The 18,913-nt window shown below is 70.3% G+C and carries 19 protein-coding genes and 1 pseudogene; 9 read left to right on the top strand and 11 right to left on the bottom strand.

What is annotated here, in order from left to right:
* The first annotated feature begins 140 nt into the window (after nt 1-140).
* From ACFU6I_RS37550 to ACFU6I_RS37530, 5 genes are all read left to right on the top strand, one after another.
* Nucleotides 141-512: a hypothetical protein gene (locus ACFU6I_RS37550; RefSeq protein ID WP_384375540.1), complete on the top strand. Its 372-nt coding sequence runs from the start codon at nt 141-143 to the stop codon at nt 510-512.
* Between the two features lie 528 nt (nt 513-1,040).
* Entirely contained in the window at nt 1,041-1,808 is a 768-nt protein-coding gene (locus ACFU6I_RS37545; protein WP_384375537.1) for an SDR family NAD(P)-dependent oxidoreductase, read from the top strand.
* Between the two features lie 326 nt (nt 1,809-2,134).
* Entirely contained in the window at nt 2,135-2,596 is a 462-nt protein-coding gene (locus ACFU6I_RS37540) for a hypothetical protein (RefSeq protein WP_384375534.1), read from the top strand.
* Nucleotides 2,597-2,854: 258 nt separating this feature from the next.
* The gene (locus ACFU6I_RS37535) at nt 2,855-3,262 is read left to right on the top strand and encodes a YciI family protein (protein WP_384375531.1); all 408 of its coding nucleotides are present in this window, start codon (nt 2,855-2,857) and stop codon (nt 3,260-3,262) included.
* 8 nt (nt 3,263-3,270) lie between these two features.
* Complete coding sequence (locus ACFU6I_RS37530; RefSeq protein ID WP_384375564.1) at nt 3,271-4,416, top strand: RNA polymerase sigma factor; 1,146 nt, start codon at nt 3,271-3,273, stop codon at nt 4,414-4,416.
* 245 nt (nt 4,417-4,661) lie between these two features.
* Here ACFU6I_RS37530 and msrB read toward each other — a convergent pair whose 3' ends face one another.
* From msrB to ACFU6I_RS37510, 4 genes are all read right to left on the bottom strand, one after another.
* A complete protein-coding gene (gene msrB / locus ACFU6I_RS37525) occupies nt 4,662-5,069 on the bottom strand; it encodes a peptide-methionine (R)-S-oxide reductase MsrB (RefSeq protein ID WP_384375528.1) in 408 nt (135 codons plus the stop codon).
* 10 nt (nt 5,070-5,079) lie between these two features.
* A complete protein-coding gene (gene murC / locus ACFU6I_RS37520; RefSeq protein WP_384375525.1) occupies nt 5,080-6,474 on the bottom strand; it encodes a UDP-N-acetylmuramate--L-alanine ligase in 1,395 nt (464 codons plus the stop codon).
* A 41-nt stretch (nt 6,475-6,515) separates the two neighbouring features.
* Complete coding sequence (locus tag ACFU6I_RS37515) at nt 6,516-6,968, bottom strand: indole-3-glycerol phosphate synthase (protein ID WP_384037383.1); 453 nt, start codon at nt 6,966-6,968, stop codon at nt 6,516-6,518.
* A gap of 149 nt (nt 6,969-7,117) precedes the next feature.
* Complete coding sequence (locus ACFU6I_RS37510) at nt 7,118-7,882, bottom strand: pyrimidine reductase family protein (RefSeq protein ID WP_384375522.1); 765 nt, start codon at nt 7,880-7,882, stop codon at nt 7,118-7,120.
* Between the two features lie 36 nt (nt 7,883-7,918).
* Between ACFU6I_RS37510 and zapE the strand changes: the two genes are divergently transcribed.
* The 3 genes from zapE (at nt 7,919) to ACFU6I_RS37495 (ending at nt 11,038) form a co-directional block, all read left to right on the top strand.
* Nucleotides 7,919-9,043, top strand: coding sequence for a cell division protein ZapE (gene zapE / locus ACFU6I_RS37505; protein WP_384375519.1), 1,125 nt, complete (start codon nt 7,919-7,921; stop codon nt 9,041-9,043).
* A 40-nt stretch (nt 9,044-9,083) separates the two neighbouring features.
* Nucleotides 9,084-9,509 carry an OsmC family protein gene (locus tag ACFU6I_RS37500; protein ID WP_384375516.1) on the top strand — a complete coding sequence of 142 codons (426 nt, stop codon included), beginning with the start codon at nt 9,084-9,086 and terminating at the stop codon, nt 9,507-9,509.
* A gap of 149 nt (nt 9,510-9,658) precedes the next feature.
* Complete coding sequence (locus ACFU6I_RS37495; RefSeq protein WP_384375513.1) at nt 9,659-11,038, top strand: alkaline phosphatase PhoX; 1,380 nt, start codon at nt 9,659-9,661, stop codon at nt 11,036-11,038.
* Between the two features lie 277 nt (nt 11,039-11,315).
* On the opposite strand, the pseudogene ACFU6I_RS37490 reads toward ACFU6I_RS37495, so the two are convergent.
* From ACFU6I_RS37490 to ACFU6I_RS37460, 7 genes and pseudogenes are all read right to left on the bottom strand, one after another.
* Nucleotides 11,316-11,513 (bottom strand): annotated as a pseudogene (locus ACFU6I_RS37490) (DUF475 domain-containing protein); the annotation flags it as partial.
* Between the two features lie 34 nt (nt 11,514-11,547).
* Entirely contained in the window at nt 11,548-12,189 is a 642-nt protein-coding gene (gene otnC, locus ACFU6I_RS37485) for a 3-oxo-tetronate 4-phosphate decarboxylase (RefSeq protein WP_384375509.1), read from the bottom strand.
* Nucleotides 12,186-13,448: a 3-oxo-tetronate kinase gene (otnK, locus tag ACFU6I_RS37480; protein WP_384375506.1), complete on the bottom strand. Its 1,263-nt coding sequence runs from the start codon at nt 13,446-13,448 to the stop codon at nt 12,186-12,188. The genes otnC and otnK overlap by 4 nt, the downstream gene beginning before the upstream one ends.
* 118 nt (nt 13,449-13,566) lie before the next feature.
* Complete coding sequence (locus tag ACFU6I_RS37475; RefSeq protein WP_384375503.1) at nt 13,567-14,652, bottom strand: isocitrate/isopropylmalate dehydrogenase family protein; 1,086 nt, start codon at nt 14,650-14,652, stop codon at nt 13,567-13,569.
* A gap of 52 nt (nt 14,653-14,704) precedes the next feature.
* The gene (locus ACFU6I_RS37470) at nt 14,705-15,574 is read right to left on the bottom strand and encodes a sugar phosphate isomerase/epimerase family protein (protein WP_384375500.1); all 870 of its coding nucleotides are present in this window, start codon (nt 15,572-15,574) and stop codon (nt 14,705-14,707) included.
* Nucleotides 15,571-16,272: an aspartate/glutamate racemase family protein gene (locus ACFU6I_RS37465; RefSeq protein WP_384375497.1), complete on the bottom strand. Its 702-nt coding sequence runs from the start codon at nt 16,270-16,272 to the stop codon at nt 15,571-15,573. Before ACFU6I_RS37465 ends, ACFU6I_RS37470 begins: the two co-directional genes overlap by 4 nt.
* A gap of 153 nt (nt 16,273-16,425) precedes the next feature.
* Nucleotides 16,426-17,142: a FadR/GntR family transcriptional regulator gene (locus ACFU6I_RS37460; protein ID WP_384375494.1), complete on the bottom strand. Its 717-nt coding sequence runs from the start codon at nt 17,140-17,142 to the stop codon at nt 16,426-16,428.
* A 379-nt stretch (nt 17,143-17,521) separates the two neighbouring features.
* Between ACFU6I_RS37460 and ACFU6I_RS37455 the strand changes: the two genes are divergently transcribed.
* Nucleotides 17,522-18,817: a CitMHS family transporter gene (locus ACFU6I_RS37455; RefSeq protein WP_384375491.1), complete on the top strand. Its 1,296-nt coding sequence runs from the start codon at nt 17,522-17,524 to the stop codon at nt 18,815-18,817.
* Nucleotides 18,818-18,913: the final 96 nt, after the last annotated feature.

Raw genomic sequence — 18,913 nt, 5'->3', positions numbered from 1 at the left:
TTACTTACGGGACAGCCCTTAGCGTGACCGATGCTGTTCCCGGCCGGGGCCCGTACTTGTCTCCGGCCGGGAACGGCTACATGCGAGGCCGCACCAGTGAAGACTCTCGTAGACAGTGCAAGTAAAGAGATCGGACTGAAATGCAATCACACACGTTCATCTACATACTGCCCTTGCTCCTGGCAGTGATTCTGCAAATCGCGGCCGAGATTCGCGAGCGTATGTACCGGAAGGGCCACTCGCAGGGGTTCACCCGCAAGCTGCTCGAGATCCGATGGCTCTCGGCGAGTATTGTTGCAGGTGGGTCTTTGATCGGATCACTTCTCGGCGGCTTGGCCGGTTCCGAATTTCACGCGATGTGGGTTGTTTTCTACACGCTCTGGCCTCTGCTCGTGTTCATTTCGCTCACGAGGCTCCTGGGAAGATCGCCTGGAGTGGCAGCAAGCGCGATGCTGTCTGCCTTCTCTGCTCTCGCAAACTTCCTCCTCGTGAGCAGTGTGTCTGCCTTCTGATTCACCTCGTTCCACTACTGGGGTCGGGTTGCCTTGCAGGGGAGGCAGTGGCGTTCACCGCTTTCGGACCAGACCTCGGTGATGCTTGGCCATCCTCTCAGCCCGATACACCGGCAGCGTGCCCTCCGGCAGGTCCACCTGCCGCCGCACGAAGTCCACCACCATCTCCGGAACGTCCCCTACCGACCCCATGCGCTGGTACGACTTCAGAAGCCGTATCTCAACCGAACGTGATCGTTTGATTCTCGCTGGTCAGGCATTGGTTTCGCTCGGAGCGAGGGAGGGGTGCGGCGTCCTGTGTCCGCTTCATGGCCGAGGGGTGCGCGGTGGCGTCGGTGCCTGATCAACGCCGTCGGCGCAGGCCACCCACTCGATCTCTACTCCCCGGTCTAACAAAACACCGCTAGAGAACTGTTGGTCACCCGACTGCGGTGGTGGAGGACCCACCGTCGGCCGTGGCACAGCCGATCCCGAAGGACCGGGTCAATTCGGTTGGCAGCAGGGCGCCCATGTCGTGAACTTGAGCCCATGACAAACGCAACTCAGTTGAGAGGTACGGCCATTGTCACCGGCGCAGCACGTGGCATCGGTGCCGCGGTGGCCAGACAGCTGGCCCGCGACGGCCTCGCGGTCGGTGTGATCGACCTGGACGAGGCGGACTGCTCGGGCACCGTGCAGTCCATCAAGGACGACGGCGGGTCCGCGACGGCGGTCGCCGCCGACGTCGCGGACGAAGCGGCGGTGACCGCCGCCGTCGCCCGGGTCGCCGCCGAGCTGGGTCCGCCGACCGTGCTGGTCAACAACGCGGGCGTCGGTCCCCGTGCCGACCTCGTGGAGATGACCACGGAGCAGTGGGACGCGGTCCTGGGGATCAATCTGCGCGGCCCGTTCCTGGTCACCCGGGCTGTCGCCCCGCACATGATCGCGGCCGGTTGGGGGCGGATCGTCACCATGTCGAGCATCTCCGCGGTCGGTGACTCCGCCCGTGTCGACTACGGCAGCGCGAAGGCGGGTCTGCTCGGCTTCACCAAGTCGCTCGCCCTGCAGCTCGGCCGGCACGGCATCACCGCCAACGCGATCGCCCCGGGCTTCGTGGTGAGCGACATGACCAGGACCTCGGCCCGTCGGCTGGGCCTCGGCTTCGAGGAGTTCGAGCGCAACGCGGCGCAGTCCATTCCGGTCGGCAGAGTGGGTCAGCCGGAGGACATCGCCCATACGGCGTCCTACCTCGCGAGTCCCGGGGCGGGGTTCGTCTCCGGCCAGGTCATCTATGTGGCGGGCGGGCCGGTGGACTGAGCTTGTTGTTCGACCTCCGGTGTTCTGTGACGTCGAACCAGGACCGCCTGCCATCGAAGTGGGGACCGGCTGAGATGTTGTCGCGGAGTTCATGCTTCTGTGCGCAGCCAGTTGTTGCCTGCGCGGAGCCAGAGGAAACCGTCGCGGCCTTGGCCGCAGCGCAGGACGACTCGACCGGACACCCGGAGCCGACGGCGGCTGGTTACTGCCGGCGGCGCCGGGCAGGTGGCACGGGCCGCCCGGGGCGCCGGGTACCGTGGAACCTGCCGATCTCGTGGACCTCCTTGCGGGCTGCGTGACCCCCCGTAGGAACAGATGAGGAACCGATGACGACGAACCGCGGACGCAAAGACGTCATCCGCGACCGGATGGCCGCCACCGGCGAGTCGTACAACGTCGCCGCCCGCAATCTGAAGGCGATGAAGGACATGGGCGCCACCCGTGACGCCGTCCTCACGCAGCGCTGGCGCCCGGCGGACTCACTCGACGTGCCGTGCCCCTGCGGCGGAACCTGCGAGCCCGGCGAGACGTGCGACCGCTGCCATGCCCGGCACCGGCACGTGGCCCGCTACCCCGGCAGCGTCACGGATGTGGAGACCTGGGCCGACCGGTACGACTGCATGGGGTGCTCGTCCTCGTACACGCTGACCGTCGTCCTGCGCGGCCGCCCCTGGGGTGTCGCCGAGACGGTGGTCCAGGGCGGGGCGGCCGAGCCGGTGGTCAGGGCACGGGTGTTTCCGGGCGTCGCCCACCCGCTGCTGCGCCCCGAGACCCCCGAGGACGACTGACCGGCGGCGGGCGGACCCACTCCCGCAGCCGTATCCCGCCTGCTCGGAGGGGGTCAGCCCTCGTCCGGTGCCAGGCGCGGCGAAATCGAGTCGATGCGGTACCGCTGGTCGGTCGGGGTGAACGCGGCTCGCCGACTCGCAGCACCAGCCGAACGAGAGCCAAAAAAATCGGACGGCGATGTCGAGAACCCGTGACTGGCTCCGTCCCCGCGGTGAGCGTGACCACAATGGGTCGCACCAGCACCGAGGAGAAACACCATGGCCAAGTACTTGCTGCTCAAGCACTACCGAGGCGCCCCGACTGCGGTCAACGACGTGCCCATGGACCAGTGGACACCGGAGGAGATCTCGGCGCACGTGCAGTACATGAACGACTTCGCGGCCCGGCTCGAGAAGACCGGCGAGTTCGTCGACAGTCAGGCGCTCGCCCCCGAGGGGACGTTCGTCCGGTACGACGGTGAGGGGCGCCCGCCGGTCACCGACGGGCCGTTCGCCGAGACCAAGGACGTCATCGCCGGCTGGATGGTGATCGACGTCGACAGCTACGAGCGCGCCGTTGAGCTGGCCGGGGAGCTGTCGGCCGCCCCCGGTGCGGGCGGCAGGCCGATCCACGAGTGGCTGGAGCTGCGTCCGTTCCTGGGCGTGCACCCCACCGTCACGGAGTGACCTCCGAGGTGAACGAGGTCCTGCTGAGAAGCCTCACGCCGAGTGTGCTCGGCATCCTCGTCCGCCGCGGAGCCGACTTCGCGGCGGCCGAGGACGCCGTGCAGGACGCGCTGGTCGAGGCTGTCCGCGTCTGGCCGGCCGAACCGCCTCGGGACCCAAAGGGCTGGCTGGTCACCGTGGCCTGGCGCAGGTTCCTCGACGCGACCCGGGCGGACGCCGCCCGCCGCCGGCGTGAGGACCTCGTCGACGAGGAGCCGGCGCCCGGGCCCGTGCCCGCGGCGGACGACACGCTCCAGCTCTATTTCCTGTGCGCCCACCCGTCACTGACACCGTCGTCCGCGGTCGCGCTCACACTGCGCGCCGTCGGCGGGCTGACCACCCGCCAGATCGCCCAGGCCTACCTGGTGCCCGAGGCGACCATGGCGCAGCGCATCAGCCGTGCCAAGCGCACCGTCTCCGGCGTGCGGTTCGACCGGCCCGGCAACGTCGCCACCGTGCTGCGCGTCCTCTACCTGGTCTTCAACGAGGGCTACTCCGGCGACGTCGACCTCGCCGCCGAGTCCATCCGGCTCACCCGGCAGCTCGCGGCCACGATCGACCACCCCGAGGTGGCGGGGCTGCTCGCCCTCATGCTGCTCCACCACGCCCGGCGCGCCACCCGGACCGCGCCCGACGGCAGCCTGGTGCCGCTCGCCGAGCAGGACCGCGGCCGGTGGGACACCGAGTCGATCGCCGAGGGCGTCGAGATCCTGCAGGCGGCCCTCGCCCGCGACCGGCTGGGCGAGTTCCAGGCCCAGGCCGCCATCGCGGCACTCCACGCCGACGCGCCCACCGCCGAGGAGACCGACTGGGTGCAGATCGTCGAGTGGTACGACGAGCTCGCGCGCCTGACCGACAGCCCGGTCGTCCGGCTCAACCGCGCAGTGGCCGTCGGCGAGGCCGACGGACCGCGGGCCGGGCTGGCGGCGCTCGCGGCGCTGGACGACTCACTGCCCCGCCACGCCGCAGTGGCTGCGTACCTCCACGAGCGCGACGGCGACCTCGCGACGGCGGCACGGCTGTACGCCGAGGCGGCCCACAAGGCACCCAACCTCGCCGAGCGCGATTACCTGACCCGCCGGGCCGCCCGGCTCAACGCCCGCCGGGCTCGCTGACGGGTCACGCTCGGATGTACCCGCGGGCCCCTGGCCGGAGCGGTCGCCTCACAGTGATGAGGCAGGTCGGGACCAGGCCCTGCACGGCCGATCTCCGTGGGCCCACGACGGTCCGGCACGGCACCTCGCCGCGGTGTCCTCAGTCGCCCATGCGCGCCTCATACTGGGTGCATTCGGGCGTTCCGACAACGCAGCGAGGTGCCGTAGCTGTCGTCGTGCGCCCGCCAGGGATTACGGGACAGCCCTTAGCCCTCGTCCGGTGCCAGGCGCAGCGAGATCGAGTTGATGCAGTACCGCTGGTCGGTCGGCGTGGGGTAGCCCTCGCCCTCGAAGACATGCCCCAGGTGCGAGCCGCAGCGGGCGCAGCGGACCTCGGTGCGGACCATGCCGTGGCTGCGGTCCTGGATCAGTTCGACCGCGTCGGTGTCCTTCGGGTCGTAGAAGGACGGCCAGCCGCAGTGCGACTCGAACTTCGTGTCCGAGCGGAACAGCTCGGCGCCGCAGGCCCGGCAGGAGTAGACGCCGGCCGTCTTGGTGTCGGTGTACTCACCGACGAAGGCCGGTTCGGTGCCGGCCTGGCGCAGGACCGCGTACTCGGCGGGCGTCAGCTCCGCGCGCCATTCCTCGTCCGGCTTCTCGATGTCGTACGGCACGGTGGCTCCCTCAGCTAGACAGGTGGTCCAGGATCTGCGGGCCGAGGTCTGTGACGTCGCCCGCCCCCATGGTGAGAACCAGGTCCCCGGGCTTCGCCATTCCCGCGATGACCTCGGGGACCGTCGCCTTGTCATGGACCGCGGTGACATCCGCGCCGGCCGCCTTCGCCGCGTCGATGATCAGGGCGCTGGTGATGCCCGGGATCGGGTCCTCGCGGGCCGGGTAGATGTCCAGGACCACGGAGGCGTCGGCGAGGGCGAGGGCCTGGCCCATCTCCGTACCGAGCTCCTGGGTGCGGGAGAAGAGGTGGGGCTGGAAGACGACCAGGAGGCGCGAGTCGGCGGCGGCGCCGCGCATCGCTTCGAGGTCGGCGGTCATCTCGGTCGGGTGGTGTGCGTACGAGTCGATGACCTGGACTCCCGCCGCCTCGCCCTTCAGCTGGAGGCGACGCTTGACGCCGGTGTACGTGCCGAGGGCGGAGGCCAGGTTGTGGGCCGGGATGCCCAGCGCGACACCGGCGACGAGAGCGGCGACCGCGTTGAGGGCGTAGTGGCGGCCGGGGACGGACACCGTGAAGGTGAGGTACTTGCCGTTCAGGAGGACCGTGACTTCGCTGGTCAGACCGCGCGGAGTGATCTTGTGGACCCGTACGTCGGCCGACTCGGACTCGCCGTACGTGACGATGTTGAGCGACGCCAGGTCGCGTACCCGCCGCGTCAGCTCGACCGCGCCGGACTGGTCGGCGGAGACGACCAGGGTGCCGCCGGGGACGATCTTCCCGACGAACGTCTCGAAGGAGTCGTAGATCTCTTCCATCGAGGCGTAATTCGCGTGGTGGTCCAGCTCGGCGTTGAGGACGATCGCGACCTCGGGGTCGTACTTCTGGAAGCTGCGGTCGCTCTCGTCGGCCTCGGCGACGAAGATGTCGCCCTCACCGTGCCTGGCGTTCGTGCCGGGGCCCGCGAGGTCGCCCCCGATGGCGTACGACGGGTCGAGGCCCAGCTCGGACAGGGCGACGGCCAGCATCGACGTGGTGGTCGTCTTGCCGTGGGTGCCCGCGACGGCGATCGCGCGCAGGCCCTGCATCAGCGAGGCGAGCGCGTCGGAGCGGTGCACGACGGGGATCGACAGCTCGGCGGCGCGCACCAGCTCCGGGTTGTCGGCGCGGATGGCGCTGGAGACGATCACGCAGGACGCGTCGTCCGCCAGATGAGCGGCGGCGTGCCCGATGTGGACGGTCGCCCCCAGCGCCCGCAGTGCCTCGGCCGTGCCGGACTCCTTGGCGTCGCTGCCCGCGACCTTCGCGCCGCGCCGGGCGAGGATCTGCGCGATGCCCGACATTCCGGCGCCGCCGATGCCGATGAAGTGCGGCCGTTCCATGGCGGCAGGAATACCGGGTGCCATGCGTGTGTCTCCCCAGAAGTCGTTGTGAGTGGCCCCCCAGCCTATTCGCTGTGCGCGAAGAGCTTGAGCACCGGTACGCCGACCTTGTGCCGGGCCCGGGAGGCCCAGTCGCGGTGGAAGAACTCCTCCACGTAGTGCGGAGCGGTCAGCACGATGACCTCGTCCGCCCCCGCCTCGTCGACGACGGACTTCAGCTTGTCCAGGGGACGGTCCTCGACCACCTGTCCGACGGCCTCCGAGCCTGCCTGGCGCAGGGCGGCGAGCGATACCTCGAGTGCCAGTTCGGCGGGTTGCCTGGCGTCCTTGCCCTCCGGCTCCTCGAGCTCGCGGGCGGCTTCCTTCAGCTCGCCGATCGCCACGTCGTCGATGGCGCGCAGCAGTACGTCGGCCTGGTCTCCGCGTGGCTGCATCAGTACGACGAACGAGGTCTCTTCCTCCCCGTGCAGGGTGGTGACGAACTCGACGTCCTCGGAAGTAAGGGGCTTCTCGATCATCAAAACGCTGGTGAACACCTCGGGCGCCCTTCTGCCTCATCGACCCTCGACGGCCGTTGCTGAAACCATCCTTCCCCGTGCTCCCACGGGGTCTGCGTGAGTAATTGTGCCCACCGGGGGCTAACCGGAACGGGAAATTCCGCCGATGGTCAAATCCGACGGTACCGAGTGAAGAGGAACCCGGCCTCTTCCAGTATCGAAGCGAGGACGAATGGTTCCGGTACCGCCACCGAGGGGCCGCCCGTGATCCGCTGGGCGTCGCCGGCGGTCAGCATGGGCGAGAGGGTGAGACAGAGCTCGTCCAGCACCCCGGCGGCCACGAACTGCCCGAGCAGCCGGGGCCCGCCCTCCGCCAGCTGCCGCCCCAGCCCGCGGTCCGCGAGCTCCCGCACGACCCGGGTGGGGTCCACCCGGGCACCCTCCCCCGCGATCACCACCTCGGCGCCCGCGCTCCGGGCCGCCGCGACCCGGTCCGGCGGCGCACCGGCCCCGGTGACCACGAGGGTCGGGACGAGCGGCGAGACGAAGAGCGGGAGCGAGAAATCCAGGTCCAGGCTCCCGCTGACGACGGCGATCGCCGGAGCGGGACCCTGCCCGGCCGCCGCCCGCCGCGCGGCGAACGCGTCCCGGGCCCTGGCGGGCCGGTACCCCTCCATCCGTACGGTCTCCGCACCCACCACGATCACATCGGCCAGCGCGCGCAGCGTGCCGAAGATCCGCATGTCCGTGTCGGACGAGATCGGCTGCGAGCGTCCGTCGTGCTGCGCGGCGCCGTCGAGGGTGGAGACCATGTTGGCGCGCAGCCAGGAGCCTTCACCTGCTGGGTACGCATAGGCGTCGGCGAGCTCGTCCAGACTCCACTCCCCTCCTTCGGCAGCCGGTGTCGGGTCGGTCACAGGGAAGAGGCGTCGCATCCGTGCAGTCTCGCATGGCGCTTAAGCTTGAGTGCTGTGTCGTCATCCACCGCCGTGCCGGGGCAGAGCCCCATAGCCGAAACGGCCCCGCTGTCCCTGTGTGCCCTTGAGCCGCACGTCCCCGCCGACCGCCTGGTCGCCGAGATGGTGCCGCCGCCGCGCTTCGACTCGGTACGTTTCGACACGTACGTCCCCGATCCCGACCAGCCCAGCCAGACCGACGCGGTGAAGGTTCTCGACGAGTTCGCGCACGGGCTCGGTGGGGCCCACGCGACGGGTGCGGGCAAGAAGGGGAGCACGCGAAGCGGATCCTCGGAGGGGTGGTGGCGGTTCGGCAGGAAGGCGGCACCGGCCTCCGGGCCGCGCGGTGTCTATCTCGACGGCGGGTACGGCGTCGGCAAGACGCATCTCCTCGCCTCGCTCTGGCACGCCACACCCGCCGCTCCGTCGCTGAAGGCGTTCGGCACCTTCGTCGAGCTGACCAACCTGGTGGGCGCGCTGGGCTTCCAGCAGACCGTGCAGACGCTCAGCGGGCACCGGCTCCTGTGCATCGACGAGTTCGAGCTCGACGACCCGGGTGACACCGTTCTCGTGTCGTCGCTGCTCAGCAGGCTGGTCGAGGCGGGGGTCGCTCTCGCCGCCACCTCCAACACGCTGCCCGGCAAGCTCGGCGAGGGGCGCTTCGCCGCCGCCGACTTCCTGCGGGAGATCCAGGGGCTGTCCTCGCACTTCCGGCCGCTGCGGATCGACGGCGAGGACTACCGGCACCGCGGGCTGCCCGAGGCACCGGCGCCGTACTCCGACGAGCAGGTCACGCGGGCCGCGTACGCCACCGAGGGCGCCAGCCTGGACGACTTCCCGTCGCTGCTCGACCATCTCGCCCGCGTCCATCCGAGCCGGTACGGCGCGCTGACGGACGGCATCCGCGCGGTGTGCCTCACCGACGTGCAGGCGGTGCCGGACCAGTCGACGGCGCTGCGGCTCGTCGTGCTCGCCGACCGGCTGTACGACCGGGAGGTCCCGGTGCTCGCGTCGGGGCTCCCGTTCGACCATCTGTTCAGCGACGAGATGCTGAACGGGGGGTACCGGAAGAAGTACTTCCGGGCGATCTCCCGCCTGACGGCGCTGGCGCGCGACGCAAAGGGACTGGTGGCGCAGTAGGTTCGGGTGCGGTAACTCCACCCATCCGAAGGGATCCAGCATGGCAACCACGCGTCAGGCGCACACGGTCTGGGAAGGCAACCTCGTCGAGGGCAAGGGCGTTGTCACCTTCGACTCCTCCGGCATCGGGGACTACGCGGTGTCGTGGCCGTCGCGCGCGGAGAAGGCGAACGGCAAGACCAGCCCGGAGGAGCTCATCGCGGCGGCGCACTCCAGCTGCTTCTCGATGGCCCTGTCCAACGGTCTGACCACGGCCGGCACCGCGCCGACCCGGCTGAACACCCAGGCCGAGGTCACCTTCCAGCCCGGCACCGGCATCACCGGCATCCACCTCACCGTGCAGGGCGAGGTGCCCGGTCTCGACGAGGCGGGCTTCATCAAGGCCGCCGAGGACGCCAAGGCGAACTGCCCGGTCAGCCAGGCCCTCACGGGCACGACGATCACACTGACCGCGTCGCTCGTCTGACCGCACAGGCGGCCCCGCGGGTGATCCCACGGGCCCCTGCGGACCCGTGACACACACGAGGCTCAGTGACCCGCGTGGTTCCCGCGCGACGAAACGCGTGGTACACACATGCGGGTCACTTCTCCTGTCCGCCAACAGGGAGTTGCCTCATGTCATCAACCGCATCTCGACGACTCGCAACACGACGCCAGGTCCTGGCCGGCAGCGGTGCGACCGCTGTCTCGATCGCCTTCGCCGGGGCCTTCTCCGAACTCTTCGCGGGCACCGCGGCCGCCCGTGGCCACAGCGGCTACGGTCCGCTGGTCCCCGACCCCGACGGTCTGCTCGATCTGCCGCAGGGGTTCCGCTACCGGGTCCTGTCCCGGGAGGGCGACCAGCTCCGCTCCGGCGAGGGCCGGGTCCCCAGCAACCACGACGGGATGGCGGCGTTCACCGGCCGCCGGGGCCGCGTCCATCTCGTCCGCAACCACGAGAACCGGGTCACCGCGAAGATCCCGGTCCCGACCGTCGACGGCCTCACCTACGACCCGATGGGCAAGGGCGGCTGCACGGCGCTGGAGCTCGACAGCCGGGGCGCGGTCCTCGGTGAACGCGTGGCCATCGCCGGCACGGCGGTGAACTGCGCAGGCGGCCGGACCCCGTGGAACACCTGGCTGACCTGCGAGGAGACCGAGGACCGGGCCGGCACCAACGGCTACACCAAGGACCACGGCTTCATCTTCGAAGTGGACGGCGCCGACCCGCGCCGCACCGGAGCCGTGCCGCTCACCGCGATGGGCCGCTTCCAGCACGAGGCGATCGCGATCGATCCGAGCAACGGGATCGTCTACGAGACGGAGGATGCCTTCGACAAGCCGTTCGGACTCTTCTACCGCTTCCTTCCGGAGAAACCGCTGGGCGGCACCGGCTCACTGCGGGCCGGCGGCGAGCTGCAGGCCATGCGGGTGCCCGGTGTCCCCGACCTCTCCGTCATCCAGGAGACCGGTGCGACCTTCGACCGGATCGAGTGGGTCCCCGTACCGGATCCGCAGGCCGCCACAACGCCGATCCGGTTCCAGGACTTCGGCCCGAAGGGCATCACGCACGCCCAGAAACTGGAGGGCTGCTACTGGGGCGGCTCGTCGGTCTACTTCGTCTCCAGCTTCGCGCAGAGCGCGGCGGGCTCGGCGGCCGACCACTTCGGGCAGGTGTGGCGGTACGAGCCGAAGCGGCGCCGCCTCACGCTGGTGGTCGTCTTCGGTCCGGGTACGGACGTGCAGTTGCCCGGTGAGTCCCCCGACAACATCTGTCTGACGTCCGACGGCGGGCTGATGGTGTGCGAGGACGGCAACGGCGCCCAGCACGTGTTCGGCGTGACGCGGCACGGCGAGGTGTACGCGATGGCGCGCGGCCGGCAGAACATCGGGACGGCGGAGGAACCGGAGTGGGGCGAGTTCGCCGGGGTCACGTTCGCGCCGGACGACGGGACGATGTTCGTGAACTGCTACAAACCGGGGACGACGTTCGCGGTGACGGGCCCTTGGCGCTGACGCGTTGAGCGGTACGGGGGCGGTGCGGTCCGCCGCCCCCGTACCGGACCGGGCCCGGCTGCCACCAGGTGCTGAAGGACCCGTCCGCGGTGCGCAAGTGCGGCCGCTCGGCCGCGGTGACCTGGTACTTCCGTGCCTCCTTCGGTTCGACGACGACGCCGGTCACCGGCAGGCCGCTGCGTCCCGGCAGAGATCTTCGGCGGTGACCGTGAGGGTGCCGCCGGCGCCGATGACGGTCTCGCCCGGCCGATCCGGATGCGCCCCCGCGGCGCGTGGGTCAGAGACAGGACGTGACCTCGGTCCCGTCCGGGCCGTGGGTGTTTCCTCCGGCCGCCGCAAGTGCCTTGTTCCGCCGCACCGACGACCGGAACGACCAGGCGATCAAAACCACACCGACGAGACCCGTGACCACCTCGTTGATCTCGTACCGGATGGTGACCAGCAGGATCACGGCGAGCGCGCCGATCACACAGTGCGTTGGGGGCTGTCGCGCTCGGCCTGTCCGGTCGTCAGTGGGTGGGCGCGAGCGCGACAGCCTGCTCGGGGGTGAGGGGGCGGGTGTGGTGGCCCTGCAGGAGGAGATGGAGTTTGGCGGTCTCCTCGAGCTCTTCGGTGGCGTCGGCGGCCTGCTCAAGGGTGGTCGCGGCGACGACTGGGCCGTGGTTGGCGAGCAGGACCGCGTGGTGGGTGCGTGCCGTCCTTTCCGCGAGCGGCCCGAGGCGGTTGTCGCCGGGTGCGTGGTAGGGAAGCAGTGGGAGTGATCCGATGCGCATCGCGTAGTACGCGGTCAGCGGTGGCAGAGCGTTGTCGGGATTGGCGTCGGCGAGGCAGGAGACGCCCGTCGCGTGGGTGGAGTGCAGATGGACGACGGCGTGGGCACCTGGCCGGGCACGGTAGAACGCGGCGTGCAGGAACGCCTCCTTGGTGGGGCGTGGCCCGTCGAGGTGCTGAGCGTTCACGTCGGTGCGCGACAGGGTGTCCTCGGTGAGGGTGCCCAGGCTGGAGCCGGTGGGAGTGAGCAGAAGGCTCCCGTCGGCGAGGCGGACGGACAGGTTGCCGGTGGAGCCGTGGGTGAGACCGCGCATGAACAGGGAGCGGGCTGTGCGCACGATCCCGGCGCGGGCGGCCGCTTCGTCGGCGTAGGGGCTCATCGTGTCTCCTCGAGCGCGCGGACGCACAGGTCCGGGGCACCGAAATTGCCGGACTTGAGCATGAGGGCGAGGTCGCGGCCGCGTGTGGTGGTGCGGGTCCAGGGGACGCCGGGGTCGGCTTCCTCCGCGACCAGGACGGTGCGGATGTTCAGGACGGTGGTCACGGCACCGGAGGTTTCGCCGCCGGCGACAAGGAGGCGGCGCAGGCCCCGGTCGACGAGGTGGACAGCGAGTGCGCCCAGCAGCCCCTCGACCTGGGCGGCGGCCTCACCGACGCCCAACTGTTGTTGCACGGCGGTGAGTTCATCGGGCGAAGCGGAGGCGTAGATGAGGACGGGGAGTTCGGGGTCTTGGGCGTCGTACCAGTCGAGCGCCTCGGCGACGACGTCGCGGCCGGCGGCGGCCGCGAGGACGTCGAGATGCAGCGAAGGGAGCCCGGCGGCGTAGAACTGGGCGATCTGTTCCAGGGTGCGGGCCGAGCAACTGCCGGCCAGGACGGCGGACCGGCCGCCGGTCGGCAGCGGTTCGGCTGCGGTGGTGCCCGAGGCCGGATAGGCGCGGCCGAGTCCTTCTGCCAGGCCCGCGGCGCCGGTGACCACCGGCAGTTCGAGGGCGGCGGCGCCCAGGACGGCGAGGTCGTCGTCGTCGAGCGCGTCCGCGATCACGTGCCGTACGCCGTCGCGTTCGTGGGTCAGCAGCGCCTCGCGCACGGCGTCGACGCCTGCGCGGACGGTGGGCAGGGCGATGAGACCGACGCGGTGCGGGGTCTGTGCGGCCAGCAGACGGGGCAGGGACGGGTCGGTCATCGGGTTGAGCGGGTGGTGGCGCAGCGGTGAGTCGCTCAGCAGCTGGTCGTGGACGAACAGGTGGCCCTGGTAGACCGTGCGGCCGTTGGGCGGGGACGCCGGGCAGGCCAGGGTGAGCCGCGCACCGGCGGCGTCCAGGAGGGCGTCGGTGACCGGGCCGATGTTGCCCTTGGGGGTGGAGTCGAAGGTGGAGCAGTACTTGAAATAGATCTGGGCGGCGCCCTTGGACCACAGCCAGCGTTGAGCTGCGAGGGAGTCGTCGACGGCTTCGCCTGCCGCAGTGGAGCGGGATTTGAGGGCGATGACCGCGGCATCGCAATCGTCGGGCAAGGGTGTTTCGGTGTCAGGGACACCGAAGACGAGTGCGGTGCGCAGGCCCGCGCGCCGGAAGGCGGCCGCGACGTCGGTGCCGCCGGTGAAGTCGTCGGCTATGCAGCCGATGCGCAGGGTCATGGGTGGGCTCTCCTGTGGCGTGCGAACGGTGCGGTCTGACACGGGGCGGGCGCCGGTCAGGGCAAGGGGGGCGCCCGCCCCGTGGCCGGGTCGATCGGGGGTTCCGGCCGGCGTTGGGTCAGTTCTGGCCGGCGCCGGCCTCGATGGCCTTGATGACGGTGGCGGTGAATTCGGTGGTGGAGGCTGAGCCGCCCAGGTCACGGGTCGATGTGCCGGATGCGATGGCCTGGGCGACGCCCGCCTCGATGATCTCGGCAACCTTGGTCAGGGCCGGTGCGTCGTGGCGGGCGGCCAGCCACTCGAAGAGCATCGCTCCGGAAAGGATCATCGCGACCGGGTTGGCGATGTTCTGTCCGGCGATGTCGGGGGCGGAGCCGTGGGATGCCTGGGCCATGGCCCGGTCGGCGGAGGCGTTGATGGACGGAGCGGTCCCGAGCGATCCGGAGATCTCACCGGCGAGGTCGGAGAGGATGTCGCCGAACATGTTCTCGGTGACGATGACGTCGAAGTCCTGGGCACGGCGCACCAGGTGGACGGTCATGGCGTCGATGTGGAAGTCGTCGACCGCCACGTCCGGGTAGTCCTCGGCGACTTCCTGGCACACGGTGCGGAACAGTCCGGTGGTGAGCTTGAGGACGTTGGCCTTGTGGACGATGGTCAGCTTCTTGCGGCGCGAGCGGGCCAGGTCGAAGGCGACGCGGGCAACCCGCTCGGTGGCCTCACGGGTGATGATGCCCAGCATGATCGCCGTGTTCTCGGTGGGCATGAACTCGCCGGTGCCGGCGAAGGTGTTGCGGTCTGCGTAGAAGCCCTCGGTGTTCTCCCGGACGATCACCAGGTCGGCGTTGTCGCACACCGCCTTCGCCCCGGGGAAGCTCTTGGCCGGGCGGATGTTGGCGAACAGCTGGAAGTGCTTGCGCAGGTTGCCCGACGGGTTGAGGGCGGACTTGTGCGGCTCGGGGTAGGACACGGAGTCGTGCGGGCCCAGATACCAGCCGTCCAGGTCGGCGAGCGCGGTCGTGGTCTCGTCCGGGACCGGGGTGTTGTGGGTGGTGATGGCGGCGGCGCCGAGCGGCAGGGTGACCCAGTCGACGGAGGTGCCGGTGACGCGGGCTGCGGCGGTGGCGATCTCCACGGCGGACGGGACGATCTCGGGGCCGATGCCGTCGCCCTCCAGGACGCCGAGGCGGTAGGTGGTGCTCATATCCGGTTCCTCTCCGGTCAGGTGGTGCAGGGGAAGCAGGCTGTGGGGGTTGTCAGGTCAGGGCTGCTGCGGCGTCGTGCACAGCGGTCCAGGAGCGGCCGGCGGCCCGCACGCTGTCACCCTCCTGGGCGTGCTCCAAGGTGAGCCAGCCGGTGAAGTCACCGTCGTGCAGCGCGCGCAGCAGGGCGGGCAGCCGGTGGTCGCCCACCGTCAGCGGGCCGCGCCCGGTGGCGGAGGCGAGTTGGAGGCAGGCGGTCGCCTTGGCATGAGCGGCGACGGCGGTCGCCGAGTCGAGGCCTTCTGCCTCCAGGTGATGGGTGTCGAGCACGAGCGCGGTGGGCGCCTCGACCGTGGCGGTGAACACGAGGGCCTCGTCCGGGGTGTGCCACAGGGAGGTGTTGGCGCGGGTCTGCGGCTCGATCAGCAGCCGGGTACCCAGCGCGGCGGCCTCGACGGCGAGTTGGCGCACGGCCTCTTCGGTCCAGTGCCGCTGGAGGTCTTCGAGGCCGGGCAGGAAGGTGCCGCGGGCTTGCCCCAGGGTGAGCGGCACCTTCAGCACGGCAGCCAGGCGGGCGGCGGCGAGCAGCCGGTCCAGAGCGTGTCGGCGCACGTCCGGGGCGGGATCGGTGAGAGTCAGGCCGTCCTGGGCGGCAACGGGCCCGGTGCCCAGGGCCACGATGCGAAGGCCGGTCCGTCCGACCGCTGCGCCGAGGCGTTCCGCATCGCGGGCATCGACCTCGCGGACCTGGACCTCTACTGCGTCGTAGCCGAGTTCGGCCAAGTGACCGGCAGCCTCGGCGAGCGGGGCGGCGAATCCGAGCGGCGTGGGGGTACGGCAGTCGTCGGACGAGACCGTATAGGCCAGCGGCCAGGCCGGGCTGCCGGTGCCCGGGAGAGCGGCGGAAGATGTGTACGCGCTCATGATGCGACCTGAGCAGGGGCGAGCACCTGCGGCAGCAGGGTGGTACGCAGGTCCCGGGCGGCGGCGCCGGCGCCGTCCAGGACGGGCAGGCCCAGCAGATCGGACAGTGCGGGGCCGACCGGGGCCAGGGAGTACTGGGCGAGCAGCACGGCCTGGATGTCGTCGGCCTCTGTGGCGTGCAGCGCGTCGGCCAAGTGACGGGCGGCCTGCTGCGTGGTGGCCGCGGTTGCGGCGGCCTCGCTCAGCACGGCGGCGATCCGGGCCGGACGGCCGGGCCGTAGCCGGGCGGACAGCTCGTCGAGCTGGGCCAGGGCGGCCGGCACGGCCGGGGGTGTGGAGGCGGCGACGGCGAGGCGGTCGTAGGGGCCGGTGAGTGCGGCGTGGAACATCGACTCGTCCGACTTCAGCACGGGGATCTTCCACAGTGTGCGGGCCGCGTCGACGACTTCGCCGTACGAGGAGCAGGTGAGCAGCACGCCCTGCGCTCCACCTTCGGCGGCGTGGCCGATCAGGCGCAGCATGCGGCGCCGCAGGGCGGCGTCGAGTCCCCCGACGGCTCGGGCGTCGTCGAGGAGCCGGTCGTCGAGCAGATTCCACAACCGGGCCTCGGGAAACTCCCGGGCGAAAGCGTCTTGAGCGATCCGGGCGCCGGCAGGAACGGCATGGATCATGGCGATCAGCGGTGGGTGGTCGTTCACCGGGTTTCCCCTCTTCCGGTCGGCGGCACTGCTCGGTTCGGTGCCGCGGCGCCACTCTAGACACACCCGGTCAACCGGTCAACCGGTAAACCGGATGAGAGTGTGCGGGGCCGCTCCCGATCACGGAAACACACCCCTTCGAGCAGCCCCGGGTCAGTCGGCGGCGTTCTGTTGCAGCGCCTCGCGCAGGCGGCGCGAGGCGCCCTGCATGTGCTGGGCCATCGCCGCGCGCGCGGCGGTGGCGTCCCCCTTCGCGACCGCTTCGAAGATCGGCACGTGGTCGGCGTAGGCGACCTCGCGGGGCCGGACAGCGCCGGTGCGCTCGACCCAGCCGCGCTGGATCATGGCGCGCATCCCCTTGAGCATGTCCCTGAGGACCGAGTTACCGGCCAGCTCGGCAAGTGCGGCATGGAAGGCCGTGTCCGCTTCGGCGAACTCCACGTCGGGGCACTCGCGCATCGTCGCGAGCCGGGCGCACAGCAGGTCCACCCCAGCCTCGTCGCGAGCTTCGGCGGCGAGTCCCGCGACGACGACCTCCAGCTCGGCACGGGCCTGCACCATGTCCTTCGCGCCGCGCTCACCGAGGACGAGGCCCAGTTCGAAGAGGCGGTAGAGGACGTCGGAATCGGTGCCACGGAAGTAGGTCCCGCTGGATTGCCGGATCTCCAGCAGCCCCAGGAACCCGAGGGACTTGATCGCCTCGCGCACGGTCGGCCGGTTGACTCCGAGCATCTCGGTGAGCCGCCGCTCCGAGGGGATGCGGTCGCCGGGCTGCACCGCACCGGACATCAGGTAATCGATGAGGCGGCGCGAGACCTCGGTGGCCAGCGGCTCCCGCGGCTCGACCGTGATTCTCGAGAGTTCGGTCATGGATTCCCTCATTTCGGTATTGACGAATCACCCTGAGTCTAGTTTCCTACCGGCCAACCGGTAAACCGGTTAGCCGCAACCAGTCGTGCCCGCACAGACACCTGAGCCGCCCTGCAGGTTCGCTCTTCCCGCACGCCCGGTCATCAGCCCTGCGCCGAGCCGCGCCGCAGCTGCGCAGCGCCCCTCCCGGTGTCCCGCGTCGCAGCGCCGCCATGACGCAGGGCACAGACCGCCACAGGAGCCGCACCCACCATGAGCGCCCCGCATTCCGCGCCGGGAACGGCACCGTGTGCACGGCCGGGCATCCGCCTGCCCCGCTGACCCCGCACCCCCTGGCCGCCCCTGCCGGTGGCCTCGAGCCCTGTCCTAAGGAGCAACGATGCTCGCCGTCCTCGGCTTCGCCACACTGGGCAGCTTCATGCTGCTCGTGATGCGCAAGTACCTCTCCGCATTCACCGCCATCATGCTCACCCCCATCGCCGCCGCCGTCATCGCCGGCAAGGGCACCAAGCTCGGCGACATGATCATCAACGGGCTGGACACCGTCGCCCCTACCGCGGCCCTACTCCTGTTCGCGGTCCTCTACTTCGGCCTGATGATGGAGGCCAGGCTCTTCGATCCCATATCGGCCCTCATCATCCGCGCCTCCAAGGGTGATCCGGTCCGCATCGTGGTCGGCACCGCCGTCCTCTCCCTCCTCGTCGCCCTCGACGGCGACGGCACCACCAGCTACATGATCGTCTGCTCCGCGTTCCTGCCGATCTATCGCCGTCTGGGCATGAACCCGCTCGTGCTGGCCGCCCTCGCCGCCATGGCGCTCGGCACCATCTCCGGCACCACCCCCTGGGGCGGCGCCGCCACCCGCGGCATCAGCGCCCTCCATCTCGACGCCGGCGAGTACTTCGTCCACATGATCGGCCCCATGGCCCTCACCAGCCTGGCCATCATCGCCGTCGCCCACTGGCTCGGCCTGCGCGAACGCCGCAGGATCGACCCCGACAAGCTGAACGCCTACCGGCTCGAGGTCGCCTCCGGCGACGCCATCCCCACCGTCCGGGCCGGCTGGCGCATGTGGGCCAACGCCGCCCTCACGGCCGCCCTGATGGTTCTGCTCATCCTCGAAGTGGCCGACCTCGTCGTCCTGTTCATGGTTGCCTTCGTCATCGCCCTGCTCATCAACATCCGCACCATCGAGGAACAGCAAGAACTCATCAAGCGGCAGGCCGCCAACGCGGTGCCCGTCATGATGCTCGTCCTCGCCGCCGGTATCTTCACCGGCATCATGACCGACGCCGGAATGATCAAGGCGATGGCGAACGCCGCCCTGTCCGTCGTCCCCGACACCTGGGGCAACCTCGTCCCCCTCTTCACCGCCGTACTCGCCCTCCCGCTCGGCTTCTTCATGTCGAACGACGCCTACTGGTTCGGCGTCGTCCCCGTCCTCGCCGAATCCGCCGGGCACTACGGCATCCATGCCAACGAGATCGCCCGCGCCGGCGCCATCGGCCAGATCCTGCACATGATGGGCCCCACCTCCGCCCCCCTGTGGGTCCTTCTCGGCCTCGTCAAGGCGGACCTCGGCGACTTCCACAGGACCGCCCTGCGCTGGGGCATCCCCGTCTCCCTCGCCTACATCGCCTTCGCCTTGCTCACCGGCGCCATCACCATCGCCTAGGGTGTGTCGGAAGTCCCGCCTGCCCCGCGACGCCCGGCACGCACACTCGCTGCGTTGTCGGGGTCGTCCACGTACGTCCAGTACGAGGACGACCCT

Origin of the sequence: Streptomyces sp. NPDC057486 (assembly GCF_042802415.1) — a bacterium.
Lineage (GTDB): Bacteria > Actinomycetota > Actinomycetes > Streptomycetales > Streptomycetaceae > Streptomyces > Streptomyces yanii.
This window is presented reverse-complemented; position numbering and strand designations above follow the sequence as displayed.